At 27.6% G+C, this 25,998-nt stretch carries 28 protein-coding genes; 15 read left to right on the forward strand and 13 right to left on the reverse strand.

Annotated elements, in window-relative coordinates:
- Positions 1-73 precede the first annotated feature (73 nt).
- From AC0L4B_RS01340 to rpsU, 3 genes are all read left to right on the forward strand, one after another.
- Positions 74-2,761: an AsmA family protein gene (locus AC0L4B_RS01340; protein WP_473438217.1), complete on the forward strand. Its 2,688-nt coding sequence runs from the start codon at positions 74-76 to the stop codon at positions 2,759-2,761.
- A gap of 154 nt (positions 2,762-2,915) precedes the next feature.
- Positions 2,916-3,779, forward strand: a complete 864-nt coding sequence (locus tag AC0L4B_RS01345) for a sigma-70 family RNA polymerase sigma factor (protein ID WP_028290194.1) — start codon at positions 2,916-2,918, stop codon at positions 3,777-3,779.
- A 103-nt stretch (positions 3,780-3,882) separates the two neighbouring features.
- Complete coding sequence (rpsU, locus tag AC0L4B_RS01350; protein ID WP_028283445.1) at positions 3,883-4,077, forward strand: 30S ribosomal protein S21; 195 nt, start codon at positions 3,883-3,885, stop codon at positions 4,075-4,077.
- Positions 4,078-4,410: 333 nt separating this feature from the next.
- Here the strand turns inward: rpsU and AC0L4B_RS01355 are convergent, their stop codons facing one another.
- The 3 genes from AC0L4B_RS01355 to AC0L4B_RS01365 all read right to left on the reverse strand — a co-directional run bounded on the left by AC0L4B_RS01355 (position 4,411) and on the right by AC0L4B_RS01365 (position 6,472).
- Complete coding sequence (locus AC0L4B_RS01355; protein WP_473438218.1) at positions 4,411-4,824, reverse strand: hypothetical protein; 414 nt, start codon at positions 4,822-4,824, stop codon at positions 4,411-4,413.
- 429 nt (positions 4,825-5,253) lie between these two features.
- Positions 5,254-5,577 carry a hypothetical protein gene (locus AC0L4B_RS01360; RefSeq protein WP_473438219.1) on the reverse strand — a complete coding sequence of 108 codons (324 nt, stop codon included), beginning with the start codon at positions 5,575-5,577 and terminating at the stop codon, positions 5,254-5,256.
- A 409-nt stretch (positions 5,578-5,986) separates the two neighbouring features.
- Positions 5,987-6,472 (reverse strand): hypothetical protein, encoded by a 486-nt coding sequence (locus AC0L4B_RS01365; RefSeq protein WP_473438220.1) that lies wholly within the window; start codon positions 6,470-6,472, stop codon positions 5,987-5,989.
- Between the two features lie 99 nt (positions 6,473-6,571).
- Here AC0L4B_RS01365 and AC0L4B_RS01370 point away from each other — a divergent pair, with 99 nt between their 5' ends.
- The 6 genes from AC0L4B_RS01370 to AC0L4B_RS01395 all read left to right on the forward strand — a co-directional run bounded on the left by AC0L4B_RS01370 (position 6,572) and on the right by AC0L4B_RS01395 (position 12,054).
- Positions 6,572-7,435 (forward strand): hypothetical protein, encoded by an 864-nt coding sequence (locus AC0L4B_RS01370; RefSeq protein WP_473438221.1) that lies wholly within the window; start codon positions 6,572-6,574, stop codon positions 7,433-7,435.
- A gap of 89 nt (positions 7,436-7,524) precedes the next feature.
- Entirely contained in the window at positions 7,525-7,854 is a 330-nt protein-coding gene (locus tag AC0L4B_RS01375) for a helix-turn-helix transcriptional regulator (RefSeq protein WP_473438222.1), read from the forward strand.
- Positions 7,851-8,741, forward strand: a complete 891-nt coding sequence (locus AC0L4B_RS01380; RefSeq protein WP_473438223.1) for a hypothetical protein — start codon at positions 7,851-7,853, stop codon at positions 8,739-8,741. The genes AC0L4B_RS01375 and AC0L4B_RS01380 overlap by 4 nt, the downstream gene beginning before the upstream one ends.
- Positions 8,742-8,808: 67 nt before the next feature.
- Entirely contained in the window at positions 8,809-10,041 is a 1,233-nt protein-coding gene (locus tag AC0L4B_RS01385) for a phage integrase SAM-like domain-containing protein (RefSeq protein ID WP_473438224.1), read from the forward strand.
- 90 nt (positions 10,042-10,131) lie between these two features.
- Positions 10,132-11,007, forward strand: a complete 876-nt coding sequence (locus tag AC0L4B_RS01390; RefSeq protein WP_473438225.1) for an AAA family ATPase — start codon at positions 10,132-10,134, stop codon at positions 11,005-11,007.
- Between the two features lie 15 nt (positions 11,008-11,022).
- Positions 11,023-12,054, forward strand: coding sequence for a DUF3871 family protein (locus tag AC0L4B_RS01395; RefSeq protein WP_473438226.1), 1,032 nt, complete (start codon positions 11,023-11,025; stop codon positions 12,052-12,054).
- A 221-nt stretch (positions 12,055-12,275) separates the two neighbouring features.
- On the opposite strand, the gene AC0L4B_RS01400 is transcribed toward AC0L4B_RS01395, so the two are convergent.
- The 8 genes from AC0L4B_RS01400 to AC0L4B_RS01435 all read right to left on the reverse strand — a co-directional run bounded on the left by AC0L4B_RS01400 (position 12,276) and on the right by AC0L4B_RS01435 (position 21,604).
- The gene (locus tag AC0L4B_RS01400; RefSeq protein WP_473438227.1) at positions 12,276-12,674 is read right to left on the reverse strand and encodes a hypothetical protein; all 399 of its coding nucleotides are present in this window, start codon (positions 12,672-12,674) and stop codon (positions 12,276-12,278) included.
- 36 nt (positions 12,675-12,710) lie between these two features.
- On the reverse strand, positions 12,711-13,649 hold the full coding sequence (locus AC0L4B_RS01405; protein WP_473438228.1) for a hypothetical protein: 939 nt from the start codon (positions 13,647-13,649) through the stop codon (positions 12,711-12,713).
- 3 nt (positions 13,650-13,652) lie between these two features.
- Positions 13,653-14,234, reverse strand: coding sequence for a hypothetical protein (locus AC0L4B_RS01410; protein ID WP_473438229.1), 582 nt, complete (start codon positions 14,232-14,234; stop codon positions 13,653-13,655).
- A 6-nt stretch (positions 14,235-14,240) separates the two neighbouring features.
- Positions 14,241-14,969 (reverse strand): LEM-3-like GIY-YIG domain-containing protein, encoded by a 729-nt coding sequence (locus AC0L4B_RS01415; RefSeq protein WP_473438230.1) that lies wholly within the window; start codon positions 14,967-14,969, stop codon positions 14,241-14,243.
- A gap of 20 nt (positions 14,970-14,989) precedes the next feature.
- Positions 14,990-15,703 carry an ADP-ribosyltransferase gene (locus tag AC0L4B_RS01420; RefSeq protein WP_473438231.1) on the reverse strand — a complete coding sequence of 238 codons (714 nt, stop codon included), beginning with the start codon at positions 15,701-15,703 and terminating at the stop codon, positions 14,990-14,992.
- A gap of 6 nt (positions 15,704-15,709) precedes the next feature.
- Positions 15,710-17,599 carry a hypothetical protein gene (locus AC0L4B_RS01425; protein WP_473438232.1) on the reverse strand — a complete coding sequence of 630 codons (1,890 nt, stop codon included), beginning with the start codon at positions 17,597-17,599 and terminating at the stop codon, positions 15,710-15,712.
- Positions 17,589-18,401, reverse strand: coding sequence for a hypothetical protein (locus AC0L4B_RS01430; protein WP_473438233.1), 813 nt, complete (start codon positions 18,399-18,401; stop codon positions 17,589-17,591). Before AC0L4B_RS01430 ends, AC0L4B_RS01425 begins: the two co-directional genes overlap by 11 nt.
- Before the next feature lie 404 nt (positions 18,402-18,805).
- The gene (locus tag AC0L4B_RS01435; RefSeq protein ID WP_473438234.1) at positions 18,806-21,604 is read right to left on the reverse strand and encodes a hypothetical protein; all 2,799 of its coding nucleotides are present in this window, start codon (positions 21,602-21,604) and stop codon (positions 18,806-18,808) included.
- A gap of 264 nt (positions 21,605-21,868) precedes the next feature.
- Here AC0L4B_RS01435 and AC0L4B_RS01440 point away from each other — a divergent pair, with 264 nt between their 5' ends.
- Both AC0L4B_RS01440 and AC0L4B_RS01445 read left to right on the forward strand, forming a co-directional pair.
- Positions 21,869-22,267, forward strand: a complete 399-nt coding sequence (locus AC0L4B_RS01440) for a hypothetical protein (protein WP_473438235.1) — start codon at positions 21,869-21,871, stop codon at positions 22,265-22,267.
- 60 nt (positions 22,268-22,327) lie between these two features.
- A complete protein-coding gene (locus tag AC0L4B_RS01445) occupies positions 22,328-22,762 on the forward strand; it encodes a JAB domain-containing protein (protein WP_473438236.1) in 435 nt (144 codons plus the stop codon).
- A gap of 155 nt (positions 22,763-22,917) precedes the next feature.
- Here the strand turns inward: AC0L4B_RS01445 and AC0L4B_RS01450 are convergent, their stop codons facing one another.
- Positions 22,918-23,139: a helix-turn-helix domain-containing protein gene (locus AC0L4B_RS01450; protein ID WP_159261367.1), complete on the reverse strand. Its 222-nt coding sequence runs from the start codon at positions 23,137-23,139 to the stop codon at positions 22,918-22,920.
- A 94-nt stretch (positions 23,140-23,233) separates the two neighbouring features.
- On the opposite strand from AC0L4B_RS01450, the gene AC0L4B_RS01455 reads away from it, so the two are divergent.
- The 4 genes from AC0L4B_RS01455 to AC0L4B_RS01470 are packed head-to-tail and all read left to right on the forward strand — an operon-like array spanning position 23,234 to position 24,868.
- Positions 23,234-23,548 carry a hypothetical protein gene (locus AC0L4B_RS01455; protein WP_473438237.1) on the forward strand — a complete coding sequence of 105 codons (315 nt, stop codon included), beginning with the start codon at positions 23,234-23,236 and terminating at the stop codon, positions 23,546-23,548.
- Entirely contained in the window at positions 23,545-23,955 is a 411-nt protein-coding gene (locus AC0L4B_RS01460) for a hypothetical protein (protein WP_473438238.1), read from the forward strand. Before AC0L4B_RS01455 ends, AC0L4B_RS01460 begins: the two co-directional genes overlap by 4 nt.
- A gap of 12 nt (positions 23,956-23,967) precedes the next feature.
- Positions 23,968-24,387 (forward strand): hypothetical protein, encoded by a 420-nt coding sequence (locus tag AC0L4B_RS01465; RefSeq protein ID WP_473438239.1) that lies wholly within the window; start codon positions 23,968-23,970, stop codon positions 24,385-24,387.
- A gap of 1 nt (position 24,388) precedes the next feature.
- Positions 24,389-24,868: a hypothetical protein gene (locus AC0L4B_RS01470; protein ID WP_473438240.1), complete on the forward strand. Its 480-nt coding sequence runs from the start codon at positions 24,389-24,391 to the stop codon at positions 24,866-24,868.
- A gap of 150 nt (positions 24,869-25,018) precedes the next feature.
- On the opposite strand, the gene AC0L4B_RS01475 is transcribed toward AC0L4B_RS01470, so the two are convergent.
- Entirely contained in the window at positions 25,019-25,879 is an 861-nt protein-coding gene (locus tag AC0L4B_RS01475) for a hypothetical protein (RefSeq protein ID WP_473438241.1), read from the reverse strand.
- Positions 25,880-25,998 lie beyond the last annotated feature (119 nt).

Genomic DNA, 25,998 nt, shown 5'->3' on the forward strand with positions numbered 1-25,998 from the left:
TAAATACTTTTGTTAATACAACTATTTACTTAGTTTAAACGTAAATAAAACTGCATCCTTAACACTTAATTTAATGAAGAAAAAACTAAAAATTGCTGGTATATCACTTTTGATACTTATAACATTATTAATTGCAAGCCCTTTTATTTTCCAAAGTCAAATCAAGGATATGGTGCGCAATTATATAAATGAAAACGTTAATGCTAAAGTTGCTTTTGATGATGTTAACTTAAGTTTTATTAGCAGTTTTCCACAAGCCAACGTCACTTTAGACAACTTAGTCATTACAAATTTTGAACCTTTTACCAACGACACTTTAGCCAAAGTAAAAGTATTGTCTTTAGACATGTCTATTAAAGAATTATTTAAAAATGCTGAAGAGGATCCAATAATAGTAAACTCTATTAATATTGATGATGCCTTAGTAAATTTAAAAACCAATGCCGAAGGTCAAGTTAATTGGGACATTGCAAAAGCATCTTCAAATACTACAACTACAACCGAAACCTCAAGCAAAGGGTTTGCTTTTGATATTGAAAACTACAGTTTAAACAATAGTGCTTTTAATTATTTAGACGAAAGCACAAATACCATATTTAAAATCAGCAACTTAAATCATTCTGGTAACGGAACATTTTCTGGTGATGTGTCCGAGTTAGACACAAAAACCGAAGCTAACGTAACTTTTAGTTTTGACGGAACAGAGTATTTAAGTAATAACAGTATTAAACTTGACGCATTATTAGACTTAGACTTAACAAACAGCAAATACACATTTAAAGACAATAAAGCTTTAATTAACGACTTACCATTAGAGTTTAAAGGATTTGTACAATTAATAGAAGCAGGACAAAATATTGATATAAGCTTTGAAAATCCAGGCTCGACCTTTAAAGATTTTTTAGCTGTTATACCAAAAACTTACGCAAAAAACTTAGACAATGTTGATACGTCGGGTAATTTTAAAATAAATGGTATCATAAAAGGACAAGCTACTGAAACCACAATACCAACCCTAGACATTAATATTTTATCAAATAATGCATCGTTTAAATTTGCAGATTTACCAAAGCGTGTAGAAAACATTAGTATTAATGCTCAAATAAAAAACGAATCAGGTAATGTAGATGACACATATGTAAATTTAAACACCTTAGACTTTAAGATAGATCAAGATCAATTTAAAAGTTCGGCTACAATAAAAAATCTAACCAAAAACATGTTGGTCGATGCTCATTTAGATGGTGTTTTAAATCTTGGCAACCTAAACCAAGCGTATCCAATAGAGCTAGAAAACGAATTAAAAGGAATACTTAAAGCTAAACTAAATACAAGTTTTGATATGAATGCAATCGAAACTAATGCCTATGAAAGAATAAAAAACAATGGTAGTATCGAGTTATCTGATTTTGTATTTTCATCAGCAGACATTGTAAATCCTATTAATATTAATCAAGCTTCAGTTAACTTTAATCCTGGCACAATAACTTTAGACAAATTTATAGCATCTACAGGTACAACAGATTTAAACGCTACAGGTACTGTAAATAATTTATTAGGCTTTTTATTAAGCGATCAAAAACTAAAAGGAGATTTTAACCTACAATCTAACACCTTTAAAATTAGTGATTTTATGGTAGAAGGAGGAAGCGACGCTCCTGTTAACCAAAGTGCCGAACCAGCAACAGCTTTAAAAATACCTGCTTTTTTAGATTGTTCAATTACAGCAGATGCAAAAACAGTATACTATGACAACTTAATATTAAAAGACGTTAAAGGAAACCTTAAAATTGCAGACGAAAAAGCACAACTTAACAACGTGTCTTCAAGTCTTTTTAATGGTAACCTAACCTTAGAAGGTTTAGTAGACACAAAAACAGAGCAACCAACATTTAACATGAATGTAGGCGCCAAAAACTTTGACATCACACAATCTTTTAACGACCTAAATTTACTACAAGCCATAGCTCCAATTACAAAGGCGCTACAAGGTAAACTTAATAGTACCATTAATTTATCAGGTAAACTAGGACAAGATTTCACCCCACTTTTAAATAGTGTTTCTGGTGACGCTTTCGCGGAATTATTAACCACACAAATTCAACCTAAAAACGAACAATTATTTTCACTACTAGAAAACAAGTTAAGCTTTTTAGATTTTAGTAAATTGAATCTTCAAGATTTAAAAACAAAACTATCCTTTGACAATGGACAAGTCTCAGTAAAGCCATTTGACATTAAATATAATGATATAAAAATGACTGTTAATGGGTCTCATACATTTAGCAATACAATGGACTATAAAGTAGTTTTTGACGTACCTGCAAAATATCTTGGTAGTGACGTTAATAGTTTAATAAGTAAAATAGATGATAGTTCTGTAAACAATATATCCATTCCTGTTACAGCAAACATAACAGGTAACACAACACAACCACAAGTGCAAACCGACTTGACAAGTGGTGTAAAAACACTAACCTCTCAATTAATAGAAATTGAAAAACAAAAACTAATTAATAAAGGAAAGGGCAAACTAACAGATGTTGTTGGAAATATTTTAGGAGGTAATCAATCACAAAGTAATGATACCACTAACACACAATCAAACGGAAACGTAAAAGATGTCATTGGAGGCTTACTAAATAACGGAAACACAACAACACCAAAAGATACAACTTCAAATACCGAAACTGAAACACCTAAAGACCAAGTTAAGGATGCTATCAAAGGATTATTTGGTAAAAAGAAAACCAAAGAGTAAGTTTTTAAAAACTTTAACATTTATTCCTCGTTTAAAACTCAAAATTTGATGAATTTTAATGGTTTGAGACTTTTTTCAAAAGAAAGTGTTAAATATTAGGATTTGTCATTTATATTGTTAGATTGATACAATAACATTAAATAATCTGGACTGAATGAGGCAATTAAAAATTACCAAGCAAGTTACCAATCGTGAATCTAAATCACTAGACAAATACCTACAAGACATAAGTAAACTTCCTATGATTACAGCAGAAGAGGAAGTTGAATTAGCCCAAAAGATAAGGGAAGGTTGTCAAAAATCATTAGATTTATTAACGACTGCTAACTTACGATTTGTGGTTTCTGTTGCAAAACAATATCAAAATCAAGGATTAACATTACCAGATTTAATAAATGAAGGTAATGCTGGTTTAGTTAAAGCTGCAAAACGTTTTGACGAAACTAGAGGATTCAAATTTATATCTTACGCAGTTTGGTGGATTAGACAAGCAATTTTATCTGCTTTAGCAGAACAATCAAGAATTGTAAGACTACCATTAAATAAAATTGGGTCGATAAACAAAATAAGAAAAGTAACTTCTCACCTAGAGCAAATTAACCAAAGACCACCTAGTGCGTCAGAAATTGCGAAAGAATTAGACTTAACCATCAGTGATGTTAAGCAATCTATGAAAATTTCTAGCAGACACGTGTCAATGGATGCACCTTTAAAAGAAGGAGAAGATTACAGTTTATATGATTTAGTAAGCTCTAACGAGTCGCCAAATCCTGACACAAACTTAATGCGCGAATCTTTAAACACTGAGATTGAAAGAGCTTTAGAAACACTAACGCCTAGAGAAAGTGACGTGATTAGACTTAACTTTGGATTAAGCGATCAACCAGCTATGACACTAGATGAAATAGGTCGTACTTTTGATTTAACACGCGAACGTGTAAGACAAATCAGAGAAAAAGGAATTAGACGTTTACGACAAACATCTAAGAGTAAGATCTTAAAAACGTATTTAGGATAATCCTAATACATTATATTTAATACAAAATATTAAAAAAAGTGCAATTTTAATTTGAATAATATTATTATTTAATAGATATTTGCATCCTATTTAAAATTAAGATATGTTAAGAATTGAAATAAAAGAAGGCGAAAATATAGAACGTGCACTAAAACGTTACAAACGTAAGCACAGAAACGTAAAAGTTATGCAAAACTTAAGAGAGAAGCAATACTTTACTAAGCCATCTGTAAAAAACAGAAGACAAATACAAAAAGCTAGTTATATTCAAGGTCTTAGAGACGCAGAGAACATATAATTAAAGCTTTAATTTATATAAATAAACCACGCATTTTTAAATGTCGTGGTTTTTTTGTTGACTTTTATTTGGTAATCATCTTATATTATTAGGGAAGTATCGTACTTATTTTAACGTGTTTGGCCCAATCTATTAGTAGTTGTGAGTAGTTGGCATTTAAATTTTAAAACACAACCTTAAAAACACTTTAAACCATCTACATGCATTTATCTAAATTTAGATATAATGCCTAAGCAATAATTAAAATTTTATAGTACTTATTTTAAACACGCATGATAAGGAATACCAAAAATGTAAAAACCACAAGGCTTTAAGACTTGTGGCTTTTTTAGGCTATTTTAATGAATCTTGAACTATTGTTTTGACATTAAAATTTTTAGCAATAACACTATCCAGAAACTTTTTACCATCATCCACACCATCCATATTAAAACCTTCACTAGGTTTCATTGACCTATCCAATTCGAAATTTGGATTTTTATCATTTCTAAAAATATATTCTCCAAGTAACATCGCTTTTAATTCACCTTTGGTATAACTATTTAAATAGAAAGAGTCAAGTCTTCGTCTAATTCTTGCTGGTTTAACGTTATTATTTAAACTTTTAGATATTAAAAACAATACAGAATCTATACTTTTAATTTGTCTAAATTGCTGGTTACTTAAATCTAATTTATTTTTAATAATAGATGAGCTAGAACTACAATTAAAAAATATTAAAATAAAAAAATAGCAAAATGTCTTCATTTAGATTTTCTTATAAGTTTATAAATAAATATACCAATTGCTAACAATATAATTATTGCTAATACTTGAACAAGTAAAAGCTTTACATCAAATGAATATAATAAATCTTGTTTTTTCATAATATAATCTATAAATTAAACTAAAAAAACTAGTTCTGTTTCAACATCAATACAATATTTAAATACTAATTTTTCTTGTTTTGTCTATTTAGTGAGTCCTGAACTTTTTTTGGCATTCCTAGAGTTTTAGAAACTAAACTTTTTTCCATCATATACACCATCAATATCATATTATTTACATTTGAAGTTCTGATTATTGTCAAATAAAGAAAGTTTCGTTAGTACACAAACAACTATTCGTATTAATTTCTTTTATCTTTCGAGATGATTTTCTGAAATCATCTAAGGTTTTTATTCAAAGACTCTATTATTATTTTTTCATTTTCACATTCTCTGAGTTAAAGGAATGTTTCAGTTTTTTCATTTCTTTATCTCTTTTACTTTTAAAAGTTTGTAAATCTTCAAAAGAATTAATAATAATTTTATTTTTCACATCTATACTATCATTAGGTATTGTTTTTATTGATACATTTTTACCTTGAAAAACATAATACAATTCAAGTCTAGAAATCAGCTCATCCTTATTCTTACTAACAAAATATTCATCTAGTAAACTTTTAATTTTTAAAAGTTCGATGTTTTTTGCTAATGCAAAAGATAAAACTTTTGTAATCTCTAGGTCATCTTTAATCATATTATATTCATTTGAGGTTAATTGAATAGTTTTTTTAGATTATTTTGTTTCACTGTCTTGCAACCTAGAAATACCGACATTGATAAGAGAAATAAAATAAAGTTTCATAATAATTACTTTTAATTTTAGATTAATCATTTTTTGAATCCAAATACTTATAAATTTTTATACAAAATTTAATTATAAAATATATCAAAATAGCAGATAAAAAAAACATTAATACTCTCCAAATAGTAAGAGCTACAAGTATATTCTTCAAGTTTATCATATAGCTATCTTTAATCTACCCATTCTTGTGAAATAAAACTGCCATCTGTAGCATTTGTTGTCATCCTAAAATGATGAACTTCCTCTATTAAATTACCAAACCCTTTATAAAAAATAACAATTCCTGCCGTTCCATATAAATCTATAGTTGAGTTATAGCTATCCATATTATGATAATAATTATTTTGAATCCAGGAATCCAAAAATCAAGCCCAGACAAAGTAGATGTTACCTCAGTAATCGAATAGTCAGAAAAAAACTGATAATCAACTCCCAAATTTTGTTTAACAAATACTGTATATACAGTATACGGAAAAGCAGTAAAAGAAAATTTCTCAATGTACTCACCATTTAATTCATTAATAAAAACTGTTTCATTCTCAAAGGTCGCATTTTCTATTGCTGCATTGTAAGCACTTAAAAAAGCTTGAAGCTCTTCTTGTGTATCAAAGTGTAATTCTGGAGGTATATCTTCAGAATTTATGCTACAATCCGTTTCATAATTACCAGCTCCAAAAGCATTATCAAGTTCTGATGTAACATTTTCAGGTACAGACGAAGTACAATCTTCTCCTTCCTCTTCTTCTTCCTCTTGCTCATAATCAGGTGGTCCATGGTTCGAGTCCATGTGGGACCACTTCTTAAAATCAAGCACTTACAATTATTTTGTAGGTGCTTTTGTTTTTTGGGTCAAACATAGGTCAAACATTTTTATATTTTTGGAATTATGAAAAGTACAGCAGAACATCCTTTCTTATTTTTTGATGACTATTTTGAAAACCAAATTCAAAAGGACTTAAAAGAGTTTTATTCTAACATTACAGAAGAACTTTACTTTAATAATATTGAAGAAATAGATAAAGTACGTCATATTATCAAAGTTCCTAATATTCATCATAAAGAAGAAGTCAAAGCTGATTATATTACTTTTTCTTTTGAAGGAAGTATAAAATCAAAACTTAACAGAGAAATCAATATTACCAAAAATTTCATTGAGAGTGAATTTCAAAAACGTTTTGCAGATAAAAAAGAAATTGTAGGCTATGCTGATTTTTTAAGAATTAAACTAAAGCAAGTTTTAAATAAGAGTAGCTTAGAGTTTAATTTTCTAATTGAATATTTTGAACAAATTAACAACTTAATAAATCATTTTTCAGTTAATAATAATGTAGTATTTAATTCTGGAAACACAAATAATCAAACAGATGTAAACTCTTCTTTTAGTGTAAAATCTAACGTTAAAAAAAGCATCTTTTCAGACTTATATATGATAGCCGATGAATATGGAGTTATAGACTATGAAAAAATAAATGAAGATGATTTTATAAAAACCCTAACGGATAATAGTAATGATAATTCATTTATACAGTTTTACTGTAATAATTCTATGATGATACAATTTCTATTAGATATTCAACCCTTATTTAATAACTTCAAAGCTAAAGATATTCAAGAATCCAAAAAACTTATAACCAAACAAGGTAAACATATTACTGTTCAAATATATGATACAGCCAAACAAAGGTTAAAGTTAAATTCTGAAATATCAATGATGTCTGACAGAATAAAAAATCTACTTCAAAAAGTGTAAGATAATAATCTTACATCTTACCTACACCTTACTTACAATTCTAAAAAACAGGCTTTTAATCACTGTTTCTTTGTAGCACATTAACAAGGATGTGCACATCCATAATTTTTAAAATTATGGAATTTATCCAGAAAGAAATTAAAGAATTAAAGAAACTTCTACTTGCTCAAAATATTCAGCAAAAGGAAATTCTAACAGTAGATGATGCTATAATCTATTTACAATTATCAAAATCTTGTTTACACAAGATGACCAGTAATAAGGAAATTCCTTTTTATAAACCAGGTGGCAAAAAAATCTACTTCAAGAAATCAGAAATTGATGAATGGGTTTTTAACGGTAAGATTACATCTAATGATGAATTGGAATGTGATGTTGAAAACTACCTAAGTAGAACTAATAAAAATCTAACGCTATGATAGATTTTATTAGAATGCAGTATAAAGATAAAAGTATTATTGAACCTTTTGTTTCAGAACAAAAAAATTTTGAGAGGCTTATTACCTCATTTGAATATCATTCAGGAGAAATTTTGTACCCTAAAAACGTAAACATTCATAATATGGAGGTTACAATTAATGAAAAATCAGCATACATAAAAAATTCATTACACAAGTTTTATAATTTAACACAAGGATTAGGCAATCAAAATCATAATAATTTTAATTATTCAAGTTTAAATTGGTCAATAGATTATTTAAAAAGCAGTTTAAAAGACCTTAATAAAGCTGATATTACTCAACTTGAATTTGGGTTAAATATTGAAGCCCCTAAACCTGCAGAAGTGATAATCAAAGAAAATATATTCTTCCATATACTTAAAGCTTATAATCATAATAAAAAGTTTAAAGGTAAAGGAGAATACAAACAATATGACCATGCTAACTATTACATAAAGGTATATGACAAAGCAAAACAATATAATAGATATAATAATATTTTAAGATTTGAAGTAAAATTCATTAACAAGAAAGAGTTTAATGCTTTAGGAATAAAACTAATAGATGATTTAAAATCAAAAGAAAACCTAGAAAAATTATTTAAGTATCTACTAAGACGTTTTGATGAAATGGTAATTGTAGACAAACTCAATTCTGATGAAATTCCCCCAGAGATAATAACAAAGGTTGAGAACTATCAGAATATTATTTTTTGGGAAAAAGTATCAGACAGAAAATCAAGAAATATAAAATCAAAGCATAAAAAAGAGTTTGAACACTTATTATCAAAATATGATTTACTGAAAACTAAATCAAATTTGAGAGATTTATTAAAACAAAAATTCCACCTCTTAATTAATCAATAACAAATTGAAAATGACATTATCCTAACTTCCTATATATGGATAATGTCACACCTTAAATATAAATATCATGGCAAGCATAACTATAACTTTAAGAAATAAGGCTAATAAGCAAGAAGAACATCCAGTAATACTAAGAATTGTAAAGGACAGAAAATCAAAACTAATATCTCTAGGAATGGCTTGTAAAAAGCAAGATTGGGATACTAAAAAAAACAGCTTTAAAAGAACATATCCAAATGCATCTCAAAGAAATAGAGTACTGCTAAAACTTCAAGAAAAAGCTCTTAAAATTATTGATGAATTTAGATTAGAAGACATTGACTTCACTTTAACTCAATTTGAACAAAAATTTAGAGGTAAAAAACAGAATGGGCAAACAGTATCTAATTTTTGGTTACAAAAGATAGAAGATTTAAATAAATCAGGAAGAACAGGAAATGCAAGAGCTTATAAAGATGTATATAATTCATTCTTTAAATTCTGTAAGAACAAAAATTTAGAGTTCAGAGAAATTACACCAAACCTATTAGACAAGTATGAAGTTTATTTAAGAAGCAACAACAATACTGATGGTGGTATAGGTGTAAAAATGAGAGAGATTAGAGCATTGTTTAATGATGCTATCAAAAAAGGTGTTGTGCAAGAAAAATACTATCCATTTAAAACCTACAAAGTTTCCAAACTAAAAGGTAAGGGAATAAAGAAAGCATTAAGCAGAGATGAAATGAGGTCAATGGAAACTATTGACACTAACAAGTATCCTCACCTTTTAGACACCAAAAACTATATGATTTTTAGCTACTATATGGGAGGTATGAATTTTGTAGATATGATGAAGTTAAAATGGGAAAATATCAAAGGAGATAGAATTTTATATATCCGTTCTAAAACTAAGGGTAGATTTTCGGTTAAAATGTTACAACCTATCATAGAAATAGTTGAATATTATAAAACTCAAAATAGACCTACAGATTATGTGTTTCCAATTTTATTAAAAGACAACTTAACACCTATACAAATTGAGAATAGGAAGCATAAAACCCTAAAGAAATTCAATAAACAATTAAAGGAAATAGCAGAAATACAAGGTGTACATCAAAATGTAACTTCTTATGTTATAAGACATAGTTTTGCTACAAACTTAAAATTTGCTGGTATTTCAACTGATTTAATTGGTGAATCTATGGGGCATCATAATGTTAGTGTTACAAAAGCATATCTAAAAGAATTTGAAGATAAAGTAATTGATGATGCTATGCAGAAACTCTTAGAAGAACCTAAATTAAAATATGCTTCTTAAAACAGTATAAAGACTCTCCTTTTTGAGAGTCTTTTTCATTTATAAATGAATCTTTTCAAATAAATATTAACTTTTTTAAATATAAAAATTATGCAACTAAAACAAAGTAAGCGTAGTAATGTAAAACTACGTATAGGAATTTCTGGACCAAGTGGGTTTGGAAAAACAACAAGTGCCTTATTATTGGCATATGGATTAACAAGTGACTGGTCTAAAATAGCTGTAATAGATACAGAAAATAATTCAGCTTCATTGTACAGTCATTTAGGTAATTATAAGGTATTAGATTTACAAGCACCTTTTTCTCCTGAAAGATATATTGAAGCTATATCTGTGTGTGAACAAGCAGGAATTGAAGTCTGCATTTTGGATTCCATCACACATGAGTGGTCTGGTACTGGTGGTTGTTTACAAATACAAGAACAACTAGGTGGCAGGTTTCAAGACTGGGCAAAGGTTACACCGAGACATCAAGCATTTATTGATAAAATATTGCAGTCTAATTGTCATATTATTACCACTACAAGGAGAAAGATTGATTACTCTTTAGATGTAGGTTCTAATGGTAGAACTAAAGTTGTAAAACATGGAACTAAAGAAATCACTAGGGAGGGTTTTGAGTATGAGCTGACAGTTAATTTTGAACTCCTTAATGATAAACATTTAGTTAAAACATCAAAAGACAGGACAGGCTTGTTTAATGGAAAACCTGAATTTATAATATCCTCTGCTACAGGTAAAAAACTATTGCAATGGAGTAGTGTTGAACCTGTAAACAACAAACCTATATCAGATAGGATTAGTGAATGTCTTTCAGTAAACAAGCTGATGGAATTGTACAAGCAAAATCCACAATTTCAGCAGTCTCATCAAGAAGAATTTAGAACTAAAAAACAACAACTTGAAAGTTTGATAAATCCTCAAAATTTCAGTTCAAATGGAGTACATAGCCCTTCTACTAATTAATTAAAATCAATTATTATGGAACTTATACCAGTATCTAAGGATATCCCAATCCTAAACAAAGCACCTGTAGTAAAAAGAGTTAATAACAATAGTTCCTCTTTAATACAGGTATCAAATGAACCTTTACAATTTCAGCAAAATCCTTTTATAGAGGCTAACACAAAAGAGGTTAGCCTTTCTTGTTTAAAGCAGGACTGTGTAATTCCCGTTTTTGCAAAAGACAACGAAAAAACCATAGCACACCAAGAGTTTATTGATATTACAAATGACTGTGTAACATCAACGTTTAATAGACATCATATTAGTAAACCTGAAATTAGAATTAGCCACCAAATTAAAGGCAGAATTCCTGAAGCTATACATAAATCGGCTAAAGATTTATTAGACCATGAAAGGACTCAATATTTTGAAAGAATGGCTTTTATTATACGCATACCAAGTATAACCGAAACTATTAATGGAAACACGCTATCCTTAATTGTTGGTGGAGTTAGAGCTTATAACAGAGAAAACCTGTATAGTAAAAAGTCATTTGAAAAGTTTCAAGTCTTTATAGGTTTTCAAAATATGGTATGCTGTAATTTGTGTATTTCTACAGATGGTTTTTCTGCTGAAATAAAAGTATCTAGCTATGCAGAATTGAAAGCCAAAATTTTAGAGTTGTTACAGTCTTACAAAATGGAGCATCATTTTAAATCTATGCAAAATTTAACCCAATACCAACTTTCAGAAAAGCAATTTGCTCAATTAGTTGGTAGAGCTAAACTATATCAATTCTTACCTAAAAAAGAAAAGTTAGAAATACCCCAATTGCTTATTAATGATGGTCAAATCTCCACTATAGCCAAAGATTACTACCAAGATGAAAGGTTTTGTAAAAATGAAGAAGGAAACATCAACCTTTGGAATATGTACAATTTGTTTACCTCAGCCAATAAGAGTAGCTACATTGACACTTTTTTAGATAGGAATGTAAATGCTTTTGATTTTACTAAAAGCATCTCAAAAGCTGTCAATGATGGTTCTTATCATTGGTTCTTGAGTTGAGTGATGCCCAATCTCTATTTTAGAGGTTGGGTTTCTTTTTCCAGTACCTCAACCTTAAAATTTGGATTACAAATAAGCAAGTCAAACCAACTAACAGTAAAGGGTATAGAATCACAAAAATAAAGGTATTTACTTCATAATAGGACAACCCTAAAATGTTAGCTATATTGATTACAAAATCTGTACAATAAGCATAAACAAAATTCACTATATCCATCAGTCTATCCATTTTTTAGCTCTTTAATTTTTCTTTGAATACTTACGCTTTTAATTAAAAGTATATAGATTAATGCAGGAAATAGAATCACTAAAAAAATGATATTGGCTAAGCCATAATCTCCTACATTATGTAGTGAGTTTATGATGCCAAAATAAAAAGAGTCAATTTTAGAAGTATGATTATGTAGTAAGTGGGTATGATGCTTTTTACAGTAACCAGTATCTGTATGGCAATACCAACTGCATTTTTCAGGTGTTTTTATACTGGGATTAATAGCAGTAACCCCTTTTCTAACAAAACCTTTATTTGTGTTGTTAAGTCTTGAGTATTCGTTTATTGATACTACAAATAATAATGGTAGTATTAAGATTAAAGAAAACAGTACTATTTTGTTATTCATCAAATTATTAACGAAATAATCAAAAGCTTTAGTACATTAAAATAAAGAATCTATATCAATCCTATTTTTACAATAGTAACAACATTCTAAGCCAAATTGTTCTAAGGTAACTTTATCAAATTTTTTATCCTTCAAGTTATAGGTCCATTTCAAATATTCAAGAAGCAACGCTGTAATCCTATAAGTGTGTGTTTTAGATAATTTGAAATACTCTTTGAATTTAGCTACTCCAAAATTTGAAACAAATAATGGAGAAAACACATCGGTCATAATTTGTATTATTTCATCGTCAGTTTTAGATTCTAAATGTTTCCATTTGCTTATAATTCTTGAGTTTTTGCATTGGAAACTATTCTGCCATTGCCTTTTTGCTTCTTCTAGGTCTGACTTAAATTTATTTATATCAAACTCACCATTTACAGATGCGTGTTTAGAATTTTTAGCTTCAATAACTAAAGTATTAGAGTTTTCTTCCAATTCTTCCAGTTGGTGTTTTTGGGGATATATTAAATTAAACTGTCTTACAATGTACTCTTTGTCTATTTTACCTTTTAAGTATTTTTCTTTAAACTCGTTTTTTACAAACCAATCTCTGTACTCTTCAATAATTAAAGGAGCATTTCTTTGAATGCTAATATCTACAATATCTTGTGGGATTCTAAAATCTACATAATCATTGGAAAAAGATTTACAATCTAATGATAAATGATATTTCACTTTGCCACCTTTTGTAAAGACTCTTTTTTTATCATCTATAGCTTCTGGTATATGCTTAAAGTAAGTTGAATAAAATTCCTTTTCATTTGAAGCCAGCATTTTATATGAAAATAAATAAGCTATTTCTCTTTTATTAAGAATGTAAAAAATCTCTCTATCACTGCATATATGTTCAGTAAATAATTCAATCGAAATTTCACTATCAACCTTTAACTTTTGAGCTAGTTTACTAAAATTGTAATTGGTTAAAAATGCCATTATCTATATAGTTTTCAATGATTTTTTATCAGCTTCAAACATTGTAAACTCTAAAGCTCTATATGCGGAAACATTGTAACCTATAAGTTCATTAACACTTATTTGAAAATCTTGAAATAGCTTGTCTTTTGTTAATGCTTCTAAGTAATGTAAATATGCTATATAGTTTTTAGGTTCTGTAATACCATAAATTGATTTTTTCTTTGTCAAGAATCTGAATATCCTACTATCCCAAATGGCATATGTTTTAGGATTTATAAAATGAAGTAATTTAGATAACCCAACTATTGAGTTATTTATAGCTTCTTTACCAATTAATAACTCATCTTCATTTAATAGTTCTCCTTGTTTGGCTTTATTCAATATACATAAAACAGCATCTATATTGTTTAAGTTTAAATCAATAATAGTCGGCATCCAACCATAAACAAAATGAGATGCTATAATTAAATGCTCTTTTTCTATACTTTCTATATCATTAAAATACTTGACAAAAAAAGGATATGTGTTTAAATAACTGACCTCAGATACATTAACAGTAATGAGATGTTCTTTTAATTCATCAATAGTTGTTGTCTTAAACATGTTTTTTTAGTCTAATCTATATTTGATAGGGTTTGCAGCTCCCTTTTTCTTAGTATGGGCTATTGATTTGTTGATATATAGATTTCTTACCTCATCATTGGCTACTCTTCCATTAAAGCCCCATCTGTTTTGTCTTTTTGCATCTTGAATTTGAACTGGATACCATTCTTCTATTTCAAAAACTTCAATGATAATGCCTGTATATTCTGATAATGCATATTTTACAGTATTTCTTCGGTGTTCTCCTATAACCCAAGATTGTTTTGTAGCTTGATAAATATGTTCTACAGATTTTCCTCTTTCATATTTTTTGTTGATGTTGATTAGGATAATTGGATGATGTAGTTCATGTAAAGGCTCTGCATTGTGTAATCTAATAATCTCATCTGTAGTCATTAATCCTTTATAGTCTACATGATGTCCTTCCACAATATTTGATAAACCTAACCCTATATAATTACCAAAATCTATTAAAGATGCTTCCACCTCAAAGGCTTCTGATTCTTTTAAACCATGTCTGATTATAATATGTTTAACTTCAAAGCCCTTACTGTTTATTTCTCTTATGATGTCTAATTTTAAAGTAGAGATATCTTCTAAATTTTCTGCATCATATTTATGATTAAAAACTCGATTACCAACTCCTTTACCTATATAAAAAGGAATATTAGTTTCTGGATTTATTAATGCATAGACATAATATCCTAAATGTTCTATGGTTTTATTGTCAAACATTTTCATCGGAATTATACAACTTATTTTATAACCTGAGTTAAGACTATATTATTCCCTAATATTGATTTTTTATTTTCAATTCTCATATTTAAACTACAATCCAATAGCAATTCAAATTCATCTCTCTTACTTATAGGTTCTATATATAAAGCCCCAATTCCTTTAGGGACTTTTATTATCATAATAGTTTCATTTTTTAAAGGGGCATAATCACTTTGATAGTCTTTTCTGTAAAATAAATCTAGTGAGGTACTTAAAAAACCTAAATCTTGAATTATCATATTTTTCTTTATTTTTTTACTTTTTAAATAAGCATTCTTAAAAAAGGTATTGCTAACTCTTCTAATTACAACAACATTTGATTCTAATTGAAATTTATTGATTTCTTTTTGGAGGATTTCAGTGCGTTTAATTATTTCATCAAGGACTAATGACTTATGAAATTCAGATAGTACACCTCTTAAATAATCATTAATCTTTTCATGAAAGTAACCTGCATAATATTGAATTGTCATATACGGTAATAACTCTCTACTATCACTAAAATATGAATCATTATACTCCTTTTCAATTTTTATAGAATAACTTTTGTATCTAATCATCTTTTTTTCAATCTCTTTAGTGTTTTCAAAAAACAGGTATTGATTAGGTTTAAAGTCTTTATTTATTATGGTATTTATATAATTTTTATAATAATACTCAAATATATTGTCAGCAACTTTTTTTAAAAGCATACTTTGTTATTGTCTTTTATTTTGATTTTTAATAAATTTCATTGTCTCCTCTTTGAAATCTTGAGACAATATTGTAGCATTCCATTCTATTAACTCTTTTATATTCCTTTTTGTTGACTCCTTTTTAGTGTTAGTTAATTTGTCTTTCCATCTTTCTAATGAAGTAAGTAATCTATATACAACTTTCTCTTTACTGTTTTTTAGAGAAGTAGCTTTATTTAGAGATGAAAAATGAAGCCCATAGTATATATAAATGTTTTCATCTTTTTTGCCAGTAGAATATATATGTGAATCATAAAGAGCGTTCATTATAGTTTTTGAAAATATACTTGAATAAAAATATTCAGCACTTTTTTTAGCAATGTCATTATTAATATTCCATAAAGTTCCTATATAACCTCTTGCCCCTGAAGCTATAAAATGGTCAGCTATATCAGACCAAGACCAACATGTATTATTAAAGATAATTGGAGAGTGAACACCTGCTATAATATTAAACATAGCTTGGTAATATGAATAATAGCACTTTATTGCACAAGAGTTAGCTATAACTTTTTTAGGTATTCTATTTGTCAAATCTTTTTTGCTAGTAATAGCATTTTCCATATCTGAAAAAACATAGTTTGGATAACCTCTATCTTTAAGTTCCTTACTTCTCCATATTAAACCATTAAATTTCTTGTATATATATTTAGTTCTTACAGGTATTTCTTGTTCAAGATTAGCCCAATTTATTGTTGAAGGGTCATAAGTTACAACTTCATCAAATTCAACTATATGTTCATTACCATCTCTATCTTCAAAATTCAATTTAGATGCATAACCTCCAATTTCTCCACCATGACTACAAATATGTAATAAGTCAAAAGGAAATTCTCTTATATGAAAATCAAAATTATTTGCAGAAGCTTTTTTGTCAATTAGTTCTTTAACATAATAATTGTTATCTGTTAAGTTTTGAATAATCGCATCTATTTCTTCATCTTCAAATTCTTTAGGAGAAAATACTATTGCAGAGTTTAATTGAAAACTATTTTGAAAATAAATTCCGTTAAAAACAAAAAAATCAGGATTTATGTAAAGATGTACATGGCTACAAGGAATCACATTTTCTAATATTAATGAATAAGGAATACCAACTGTGAAAAAAGTAGCAAACTCATATTCATTAAATTCGATATGTTCAATATTGGGATATATTATAGCTCGTAAATTATTGAAATACTGACTGTTGTTAGTTTTTTTCCATTTTTCAATTAAATATGTTATTTCTCTTTTATCAATATCTATTTTTGGTACTATTGATATGGCTAAATTTAGAGATAAAGCATAGACAATAGCAATTACAGATGATACTTTTTGTATATCTTCGACAACAATAATTCCATTACTATTATTAAGTTCATACGATATACTTTCTGCACTATTATCTATTTTAATTACTGCATCTGATTTAGCGGCAATATATAAGCCATTCAAAATATCGACTTCTCTACATTTAATAATATTTTTCTTAATGCTAAATGCACTTAGATAAATCTCAACATCTGAATAATCTTGGATTTCTATGATATTATAATCTTCTAAAAAAGTTAGATAGCTTTTCTGTTCCTCATTTAATCCTGCAATTATTAAATTTTCACAACCATAAACTTGATTAATTGCATTATTGACTTTTATATTAAATTCATTTGCTCTTATTCTTGTAATACGATGTTCATCAAATTTTTCTTCAATAGAATCTTTAAATTCGGCTGTGACAGATGGGAATTCAAAAATTAAATTATACATATCTGGCGTGAAAATATAACTGGCTATTAAAGAAGCTAAAACATAGTTATCTCGATTTACTATACAGATAAATGTATTATTAATCTTTGGGGCATTATATTTCATTTGTCAGTATGTTATTTTCTATCATTAATTCTGAAAAGGAATAATAATTTCCTGTGAGTTTTTGTTGAAGTGATTCTAAAGTATTTGAATCATTTTCACTAAGCGAATAGTTTTCAAATATGGTGCTAATTTCGTTATACAGTTCATTGTCTAAATGCTCTCCAATCCTATTGAGACATCTCAAAGAAGTTTTTATCCTTTTATCAAGAAAATTTTTCGTGTCCTTTTTGTATTGTAAAAAAATAGATTTTCCTAAATCATCCTTTTTTTCTAAGTCTAAAGTTGATATTTGATTTGATAATTCCTTAATGTTAGAAATTTCTCCCATAATATTTTCATAATCCTGTATTTCAGAAATGTTGTCATTCCAAAAAGTTAAACTTAGGTGTTCGATAATACTATTATCAATTTTAGAAAAAGGATTGATGTATGAGAATATGTTTTCTTCTTCAATATCTTTATCAAGATTATGTAATGATATTTCTATTGCATTTTGATTAAGAGCTTTTCCTTCAAAAAGAGGGATGAATATAGCAGATTCAATATTTGATTCAATTATTACCCTTTTGAAACTAAAATAATCTGAATTAAGAGAGTTTTGAATTAGAATACGTGAAGCTATAAGTGATATTAAATATGTATCAGCATCAACATCACATGTCAATAGGAGTCTTTTTCCAAGCTCACTATTTGTATTATTTACTTCAACCGTAAATGATAATCCAAAGTCATCAAATATTTTCTGTCTCTCCTTTTTTATTCTTTTGGTTAAGTTATTTTTAGTTTCCTGAAAACTCTTCATTGCATTTTTACGAACCTTGTTATTCACATTTCCCTTTTGATTTAAGATTTGTTTCCAGCAATAGAATAAAGATATAATGTTGTCTTCCTCAATTTTGTTAATTTTCTTTAACTGAGATTTATCTAAAAATTTTTCAAAATGTTTTTCAAAATTTGATGAGTATAAAAAGTGACTAAGTAATGCATTTTTAATATTGTATGTGATAGCTCCTGAATTGTAATCTTCTATATTTTCTATTCCAGCTCTTATTTTATATAACGATAAAATATTTTGACCTATTTGATTTAAAAAATTTTCTAGCGATGAAAAATAATCTCTTTGTGATTTTCTGAAAGACTTATATTTTTTAAGAGATATTGATTTATTTAATTGTTGACTATCATTAGACTCTTCTTCATTTCCTATTATAGAATCTCTAGCTTTTCCTTCAGAAATATAACCCCACCGATCTGATATATTTTTAGGTAATGGAATGGTCTTGATTTTTTTACTCCTATCTCTATTTCAGAAACTATGTCTATAAACTCTTTATAATCATTAGACCTGAAATAATTTATAAAAGAGCTTATTAGATTGGAGCTTAACTCATTGTATTTCTCTCTTTTGTGCTTTAAAGATGCTATATATTCTGACCAATTATTTTGTCTATATTGGTAAGAATATAAATTATTAATTAAGACATTAATTTGAACTAAATAAGGTATTGGTAAGTTCTTGTTCTCAATATTCTTTTCAGAAGGGTCATAGGGCATTTCAATTCCAAAAAATGTTTTACCTCTACCTATAACACTATATCTTTCTTTAAATGGAAAAATATTTCTTAGAAGGTCAATTATCTCCATAGTTCTTTCATTAAAAAAGTTCCCATCAGAATCATTACTTTCCTCATGCTTAACAGGGCTGTAGAAATAAGTACATTCAATTTCTTTCTGAATATATAAGTTTATTATGTTGTATTTATCTCTTAAAATAGGAATAATATGAGATTTTAAATTTGACAGTAGATTATCATAAAGTTTGTAATACTCTAAGCCTAATATGAGTTCTGAAACATTATTTAACGGGGTGTTATTATTCTGTATTAATTTAATAACATCGTTTTCGATTAAGCTAATTTTCACGTTATCACTTAATTTTAAATGACCAATCCAAAATAAAAACCTGCCTAAAGAATATATATCTGAATCATCAACACATTTAGAGCTAATTGTTTTTTTATTTACTAACCAATTTTTAACATATTCGTATATATCATTTTTAGGTGTAAACTGAGATTGTAATTTTTCAATTTCTTCATTAACCTCTTCAGGAATATGCTCTTTAAACAATTCATGAATTGCTCCACCAGTAACTCCAGAATAATCATAAGGAATAAGAAAATTCCAAAAACCTTTATAGTCTTCATAAAGAGTGTCAAACAAAGGTTTATTCTTGACAAATATAAAATCATATACACCTTTCCATAATAGAGCATTAAAAACATTATTTAATCCTGTAAATGAATTTAATTCTATATGATTTAATTGACTATTTAGATATTCTATATCATAGCCATTGTGAAAACTGTTAAGCAAAAATACTTGTAAGTCTTTTTCGTTAATTAAAGAAAGGGATTTGTTTATGTATTCATGAATTTCAATATATTCATTTTCAGTAAATAATATTTCACATAATAGTTTAGAACGTATAGGATGTAATCCTGTTAAATATTTTTTATTTTCATTGAATTTCAATAAATATTCTTTTTCAAGCAATTCAATAAATGAGTTTGATATTCCAACATTAATATTCAAACTTTTGATAAGTTTGACAAAGTTAATCTTGGAGTTGTAGGAATCACAAAGGCAAACAAATCGTAAAATTTCAAGTTCATTTACTCTTTTTTCTTTTTCTAATCTTCTAACTTGACTTTGTAACCTAGTTTTAAGTTTATCCCCTTGATTAAGAAGATATACATATTCTAATAACATTCCTTTCTCACCAAGCTGCAACCAGGATTCTTCAAAGTCAGTAAATTTTAAATTTACTTTATATTTAGACAAGGATTCATAAATTATTTCTGCCTCATTTTTATCAAATGTTAGCTCAAAATCATCAAATTCAAAATCTACTCCTAAAGTTGTTCTATTCCAATCTTCTTGGCGAAGTGTAATTAAAAAGTTAAGATTAGATTTTGTTGACAGTTCTTTTAATACCTCATTCCAGTAATTATTTTCTGGGGAAACATCTATGTAGAGAGTTATTGGAAATTTTAACCCCTTTGAAAGGGCATCTAAGCTGTTAATAGTTTCAAAAACTTCTCCTAATTTGTCAGATAACTTTAATTCGTAAGCTGTGTTATTATTTGTAAAGTTATTTAAATATCTATAAGCTAAAGTACTCTTGCCTTGTCCAGATGCACCATGAATGAAAAAAATATTAATTTTCTTAAATGCAGAACATATAATATCTAGTTTTTCATTTCTAATTACATCTAAATCAGCAAGAATGTGTTCATACTTTGCGGAAATTCCATAATAAAACCCTTGTTGTAGTAATTCTTTATTTTCATTTTTTAAAGTTTTAACACTGAGTGGAATAATTGAGTTTCCAAATTGTTTATGAAAAGTGATTTGTTCACTCAAAAATTTTCCAATTCCATTTAAGTCTGCAAGCAAACTTTTAGTTGTTATCTCTTTTTGATTTTCTGCTGATTTATAAATCCAGAATAATAAAAGTTCTAAAGCTACTTCAGGGTTTGAGAAAATGTTATATGCTTTTAGCAAATTAATAATATCTTCTTCTATATATTTCTCATTAACTATTTCAGGTTCATGATAATTATTTAATAACTTATCAATTTTTGATTTACTAAATCCCTTTTTTAAAAGTTTCTTATTTAATTTTCTTTTATCATATAAATCATCACTTACGATATTAAATGAAACAATTTTTACAATTGCTTTTGGATTTTGAGAAACTAATTTTTCAGCTCTTTTAAAAAATGAATCTTTTGACGAAAACATATCGGAAAAACTCAAAGAATTGCCTTTGTTTTTGACTTGAATTGACTCTATATAATTGTAAGAGGAATCTAAAACATCTAAGTCTTCATAATCTCCTTCTACTCTAAAAATATAATCTTTATCATGGTCTTTTAATATTCTAAATAAAGAATATAAAAATTGTGTACGATACCCTTTTAATGCCGAAATAGCACTCATATAAAATATATAACTGTTACGTTGACAATTTAGTAAGATTTAAATTCTGTTTTATTTTTTTCTAAAAAAATTAAAACAGTATTGTGAGAATGTAAACCACCATTATTAACACCCCCACCCATCTTTAGGAATGAAGATTCCCCCACCACTTTTATATAGAAATAATTTTTTTCCAGCCAGTAAAAACTCAAGGTGATAGTTGTAGTTTTTATGGTAGAAGCATTGTTTTTATTGGTGGTATTGTACAACTCAAAAACTTTTAAAATGGTAAGAATTATTGGTTACAAACAAAGACAAAAAGAAGATGGAGAGCTATTCTATGTTCTGGAACTTCAAGGTGGCGTAGAATTGATTAGGTCAAAATCTACTGGCAATTTTTATGCAACTGCAAAAAAGGCTTATATCCCTTCAACTTTTGATGAGCAAACTTGTATTGCTTTAACAGGTACAGAAATGCAGGGTAGCATTATCAAAGAAGAGTGTGAACCTTATGAGTACATTGTTAAAGAAACAGGAGAGGAAATTATAATGCATCATAGATGGACTTATGTGCCAGAAGATGTAAAAGAACCTGTAACAGAAAACTCTTCTTTACAGGCTGAAACTCTTCAACCAAATGTTGAGCAGTTTAGTCAAAATGGAGCTTTACAATATGCTTCTTAACAAATCCTACAATAAAGGCATTACTACTAAAGTGATGCCTTTTTAAATTTTAATAATCTTATGGAAATAGCAGAAATTAAAGTTTCTTACACCAACAATAACAAGAAACGATTAAAAGTAACTAACAGTAAAATGTCTTATGATTTACTATTAGCTTGTTGGAATAAACATACTATAGAATTACAGGAAGAGTTTAAAGTATTATTACTAAATAACACCAATCAAGTATTAGGTATTTATCCATTAGCTAAAGGAGGAAGTTCTAGTGTAAATGTAGATGCTAAATTGGTGTTTTCAGTAGCTTTAAAATGTAATGCAAAAGGCATAATTGTAGCGCATAATCACCCAAGTGGTAGCCTAAAAATTAGTGAAGCTGATAAAATAATGACTAACAAACTTAGAAAAGCAGGAGAATATTTAGATGTTGCAGTATTAGACCATTTGGTAATTACTAAAGATGGCTATTACAGTTTTAATGATGAAGGAATTATGTAGTACCTGTATAAAGGTAAAGCATTGTTTATACATTCTTTTTACTACAGGTTTAAATGAATATTAAGCGGATGTATTTGTGAACTTATTTAAATACCTATGATTTAAAGATTAATTTAAAACGGTAAATAATTTAAGAATAGGTATTAATAGCGATTTTATAAATCCTTAACCAAGTCTGTTAACTCAATTTCTAAATTCTCGGCAATCTTTTTAAGGGTATAAATAGTAGGATTTGTATTTCCTGCTTCTAATCTTGCCATGTTAGATTTTTCAAAATTACAAGCAGCTGCTAAATCTTGTTGAGCTATATTCTTTGACTCTCTTAATGCTTTAATTCGCTTACCAATAGCTCTTTGTAAATCATCTTTATCTGTCATACTTAATTATTAAGTTATCTTTTATGATAAATACAAAGATGAAGTTTATTATATTTGACCAGTTATCATAAATGATAAAATAGAGTTTTGTATAATGGTTAACACTAAAGAAAAACACATAGTAAAACAACTTGTTGATGAGTATTTTAAACAATACAGTAAGTACCCAACATTTGTTGACCTGATAAAAGATTGCCTAAGATTGAAAGGAATCTCAACGGCTAATTACCTTTTTGATTCACTTAAAATGGGATGGTTAAGCAATGGATTTAGGAATGAAAATTTTAAAGAAATACATCAAAATATATTTTCAGAAAGTAGAGATTACTATTACTCTGAATTAGAAAATTATTTAAACGAAGAAAATCAAGCTAATCTTGATGCTCATTACAAACAATCAAAACAATGAAACAATTTTATTTAATACTAATAGCCTTTTTTATATTATCATCTTGTTCTGATGATAATAGTAATACCGATGAGGAAACAGTCAATTTGAACACATACACTTTAGAGTTAAATGCTTCACAAGAACTTCAAGAAATAAAAATTTACTTAAAAATAAATAGTGAGGATATTTTAGAAACTTTTAGTGTTACAAATTCATCATCTATTTCTGTAGATTTTACAAAAGAGGATGCAAGTATAATATCTGCTGAAATTATAGATTCTTCACCAACACCATCATTTAGGTACAAAATATTTGCTAAGTGTAATGGAGAAGTAGTAGCACTTGTTTTAGATAAAGGAAAAATTGGTAAAGGAATGAGTGAATTTACATCCTCTCTATCAAGTTATAATTGTGAAAATTTCTAAATTAAAATGACCATGAAATATTTTTATATAGTTGCACTTTTTATTTTTTCATTAAATTCTTTTTCTCAAAACTCAAATGAAATTAAGTATTCTAATGGGGATTTATATATGATTAGTAATGACAAGAAAACTAAAGAAGAAATTTTTAATAAACCAATTGGAAAAGTTGAATTTATAATATTTAATACCTTTTATAAATCATATACTATAGCATACAACTATAAAGGAAAAGGTCTAACATTTATGCAGTTTGAATATCTAAAAGATATAGATAGCAGTACTAAATTAATGAAAGAAAAAACATATGGTAATTTTTATGTTATAGACAAAATAAAAGAAAATGGTATTTTAATAATGACTAACACAGAGGTTCAAAAATCAGATTTTGGAGATTCATTACTCACATTCAAAATAAATAATATTAATAAATAAAATGATTTTTAGGAATTTCACAAGCCATCTAATAAGGTGGCTTTTTTTTATTAAGAGTATTTTTAGAAGTGAAAGAAAACTTTTAAAAACACTTCGTTTCACTATTGGAGAGCAATATGAAAACTATGAGTTTGTATTAAAATCAATAGGAGAGAAAACAGTAAATGAAATTTGCTATGAAATTTACCTATATGAAAAGGATGATTTTAAAACACTTTTTGATTTACCTATTTCCAGAGGAATCTTATTACTATTTAATGCTGATATTTTGAGTGCTGTTTACTACAGGTTTCAAGGAAATCACTTTGAATACTTATTAAAGCAGATAAATAAAAAATTACCATCTGATAACAAAATGACAATAGACCCATTTGTAGCTTACAGAGCAATCTGTAATTTAGATTCAAATACAGTTTTAGAACTATTGGTCAAAAAAGATGGAAATACGGGGATAGGTTTGAAGAATAAATCAATAGGATAATTATTTTGGGTCAAACATAGGTCAAACATTTTATCAATTAAAAGAAACAAAAAGCAATTAACTGAAACTAATATATTTTTCAAAAATCTATAAATCAAACATTTACAATTAAAAGAAATGAAAAGAAGTATATCAGTTACAGACTCAACGTCAGGTAGCCCCATTAGACCCATTTCCATGAATATTAGAGTCCGTTGGATCGTAATTCGAATCTGATCCACCAGTTGGATGACTACTATCTCCTCCTCCAGAAGTAACACCACCATTTGAAACATCTCCTCCTCCACTTGTCTCATTATTATTACTTCCATCGTCATAAGCTATCCACCCACAATCTGAGGAAGACAAAACCCAATCTCCACAACTACTATTACATCCAGCTCCATGTAAATAACCATGACCTTCATTCCATCCATATTCATAAGACCACAATTCTAAACAAGAATACTCAGCAACCATTTTTAATAATTCATTAGAGTTAAACACAGAAGTATCAAAATTAATAGGCACATATTTAGTTATTCTTGAAGTCAATGTATTAGTATCCATGTTTAGATATTCTTGTTTTGTAAAACCGTAAGTTACTATAAATGCATCATATTCTCCATCTTCATTTAAAGAAAGCAATAAATTTTCGACATTATCTACCTGTAAACTATCTCTAGTTAATGGGAAATTATAAGAATGATATCCTGTTTCTGCATCTTCTAAATACTTTACATAATCTGTGTCTATAGAAAAACCAAAATCAGTATTATTAATGACTCTTTGGTTGTCAGATTGCCCCTTAATCGCTTTGTTTTTAATATTTAGGTTGGAAATTTTTTTTGAAATTTTTTGGTTTTCTTTTATCTCTGTTCTGTTAAGGGTTTTTATTTCAAATTTAGGTTGTGCAAAGTTATTTTCCTGTTCTGTTAAAAGCTCATCTTTTTGGCAAGCAAAAACTAAAAAGGCAAGTCCTAATAAGACTATAAATTTTAAGGATAGTAAATTGGTTTTGATTTTTCTCATGGTTGGTTGGTTTAAAGATTAATAAAATAATCCCCAAATCAAAAAAATAAAAAACTTTTCAGCAAAACTTTTTCTCAAAAAACAATGTATTTCATCGAAAAATCCATTTTATTCAAAAT

Source organism: Olleya sp. NP1-10 (genome assembly GCF_055804415.1).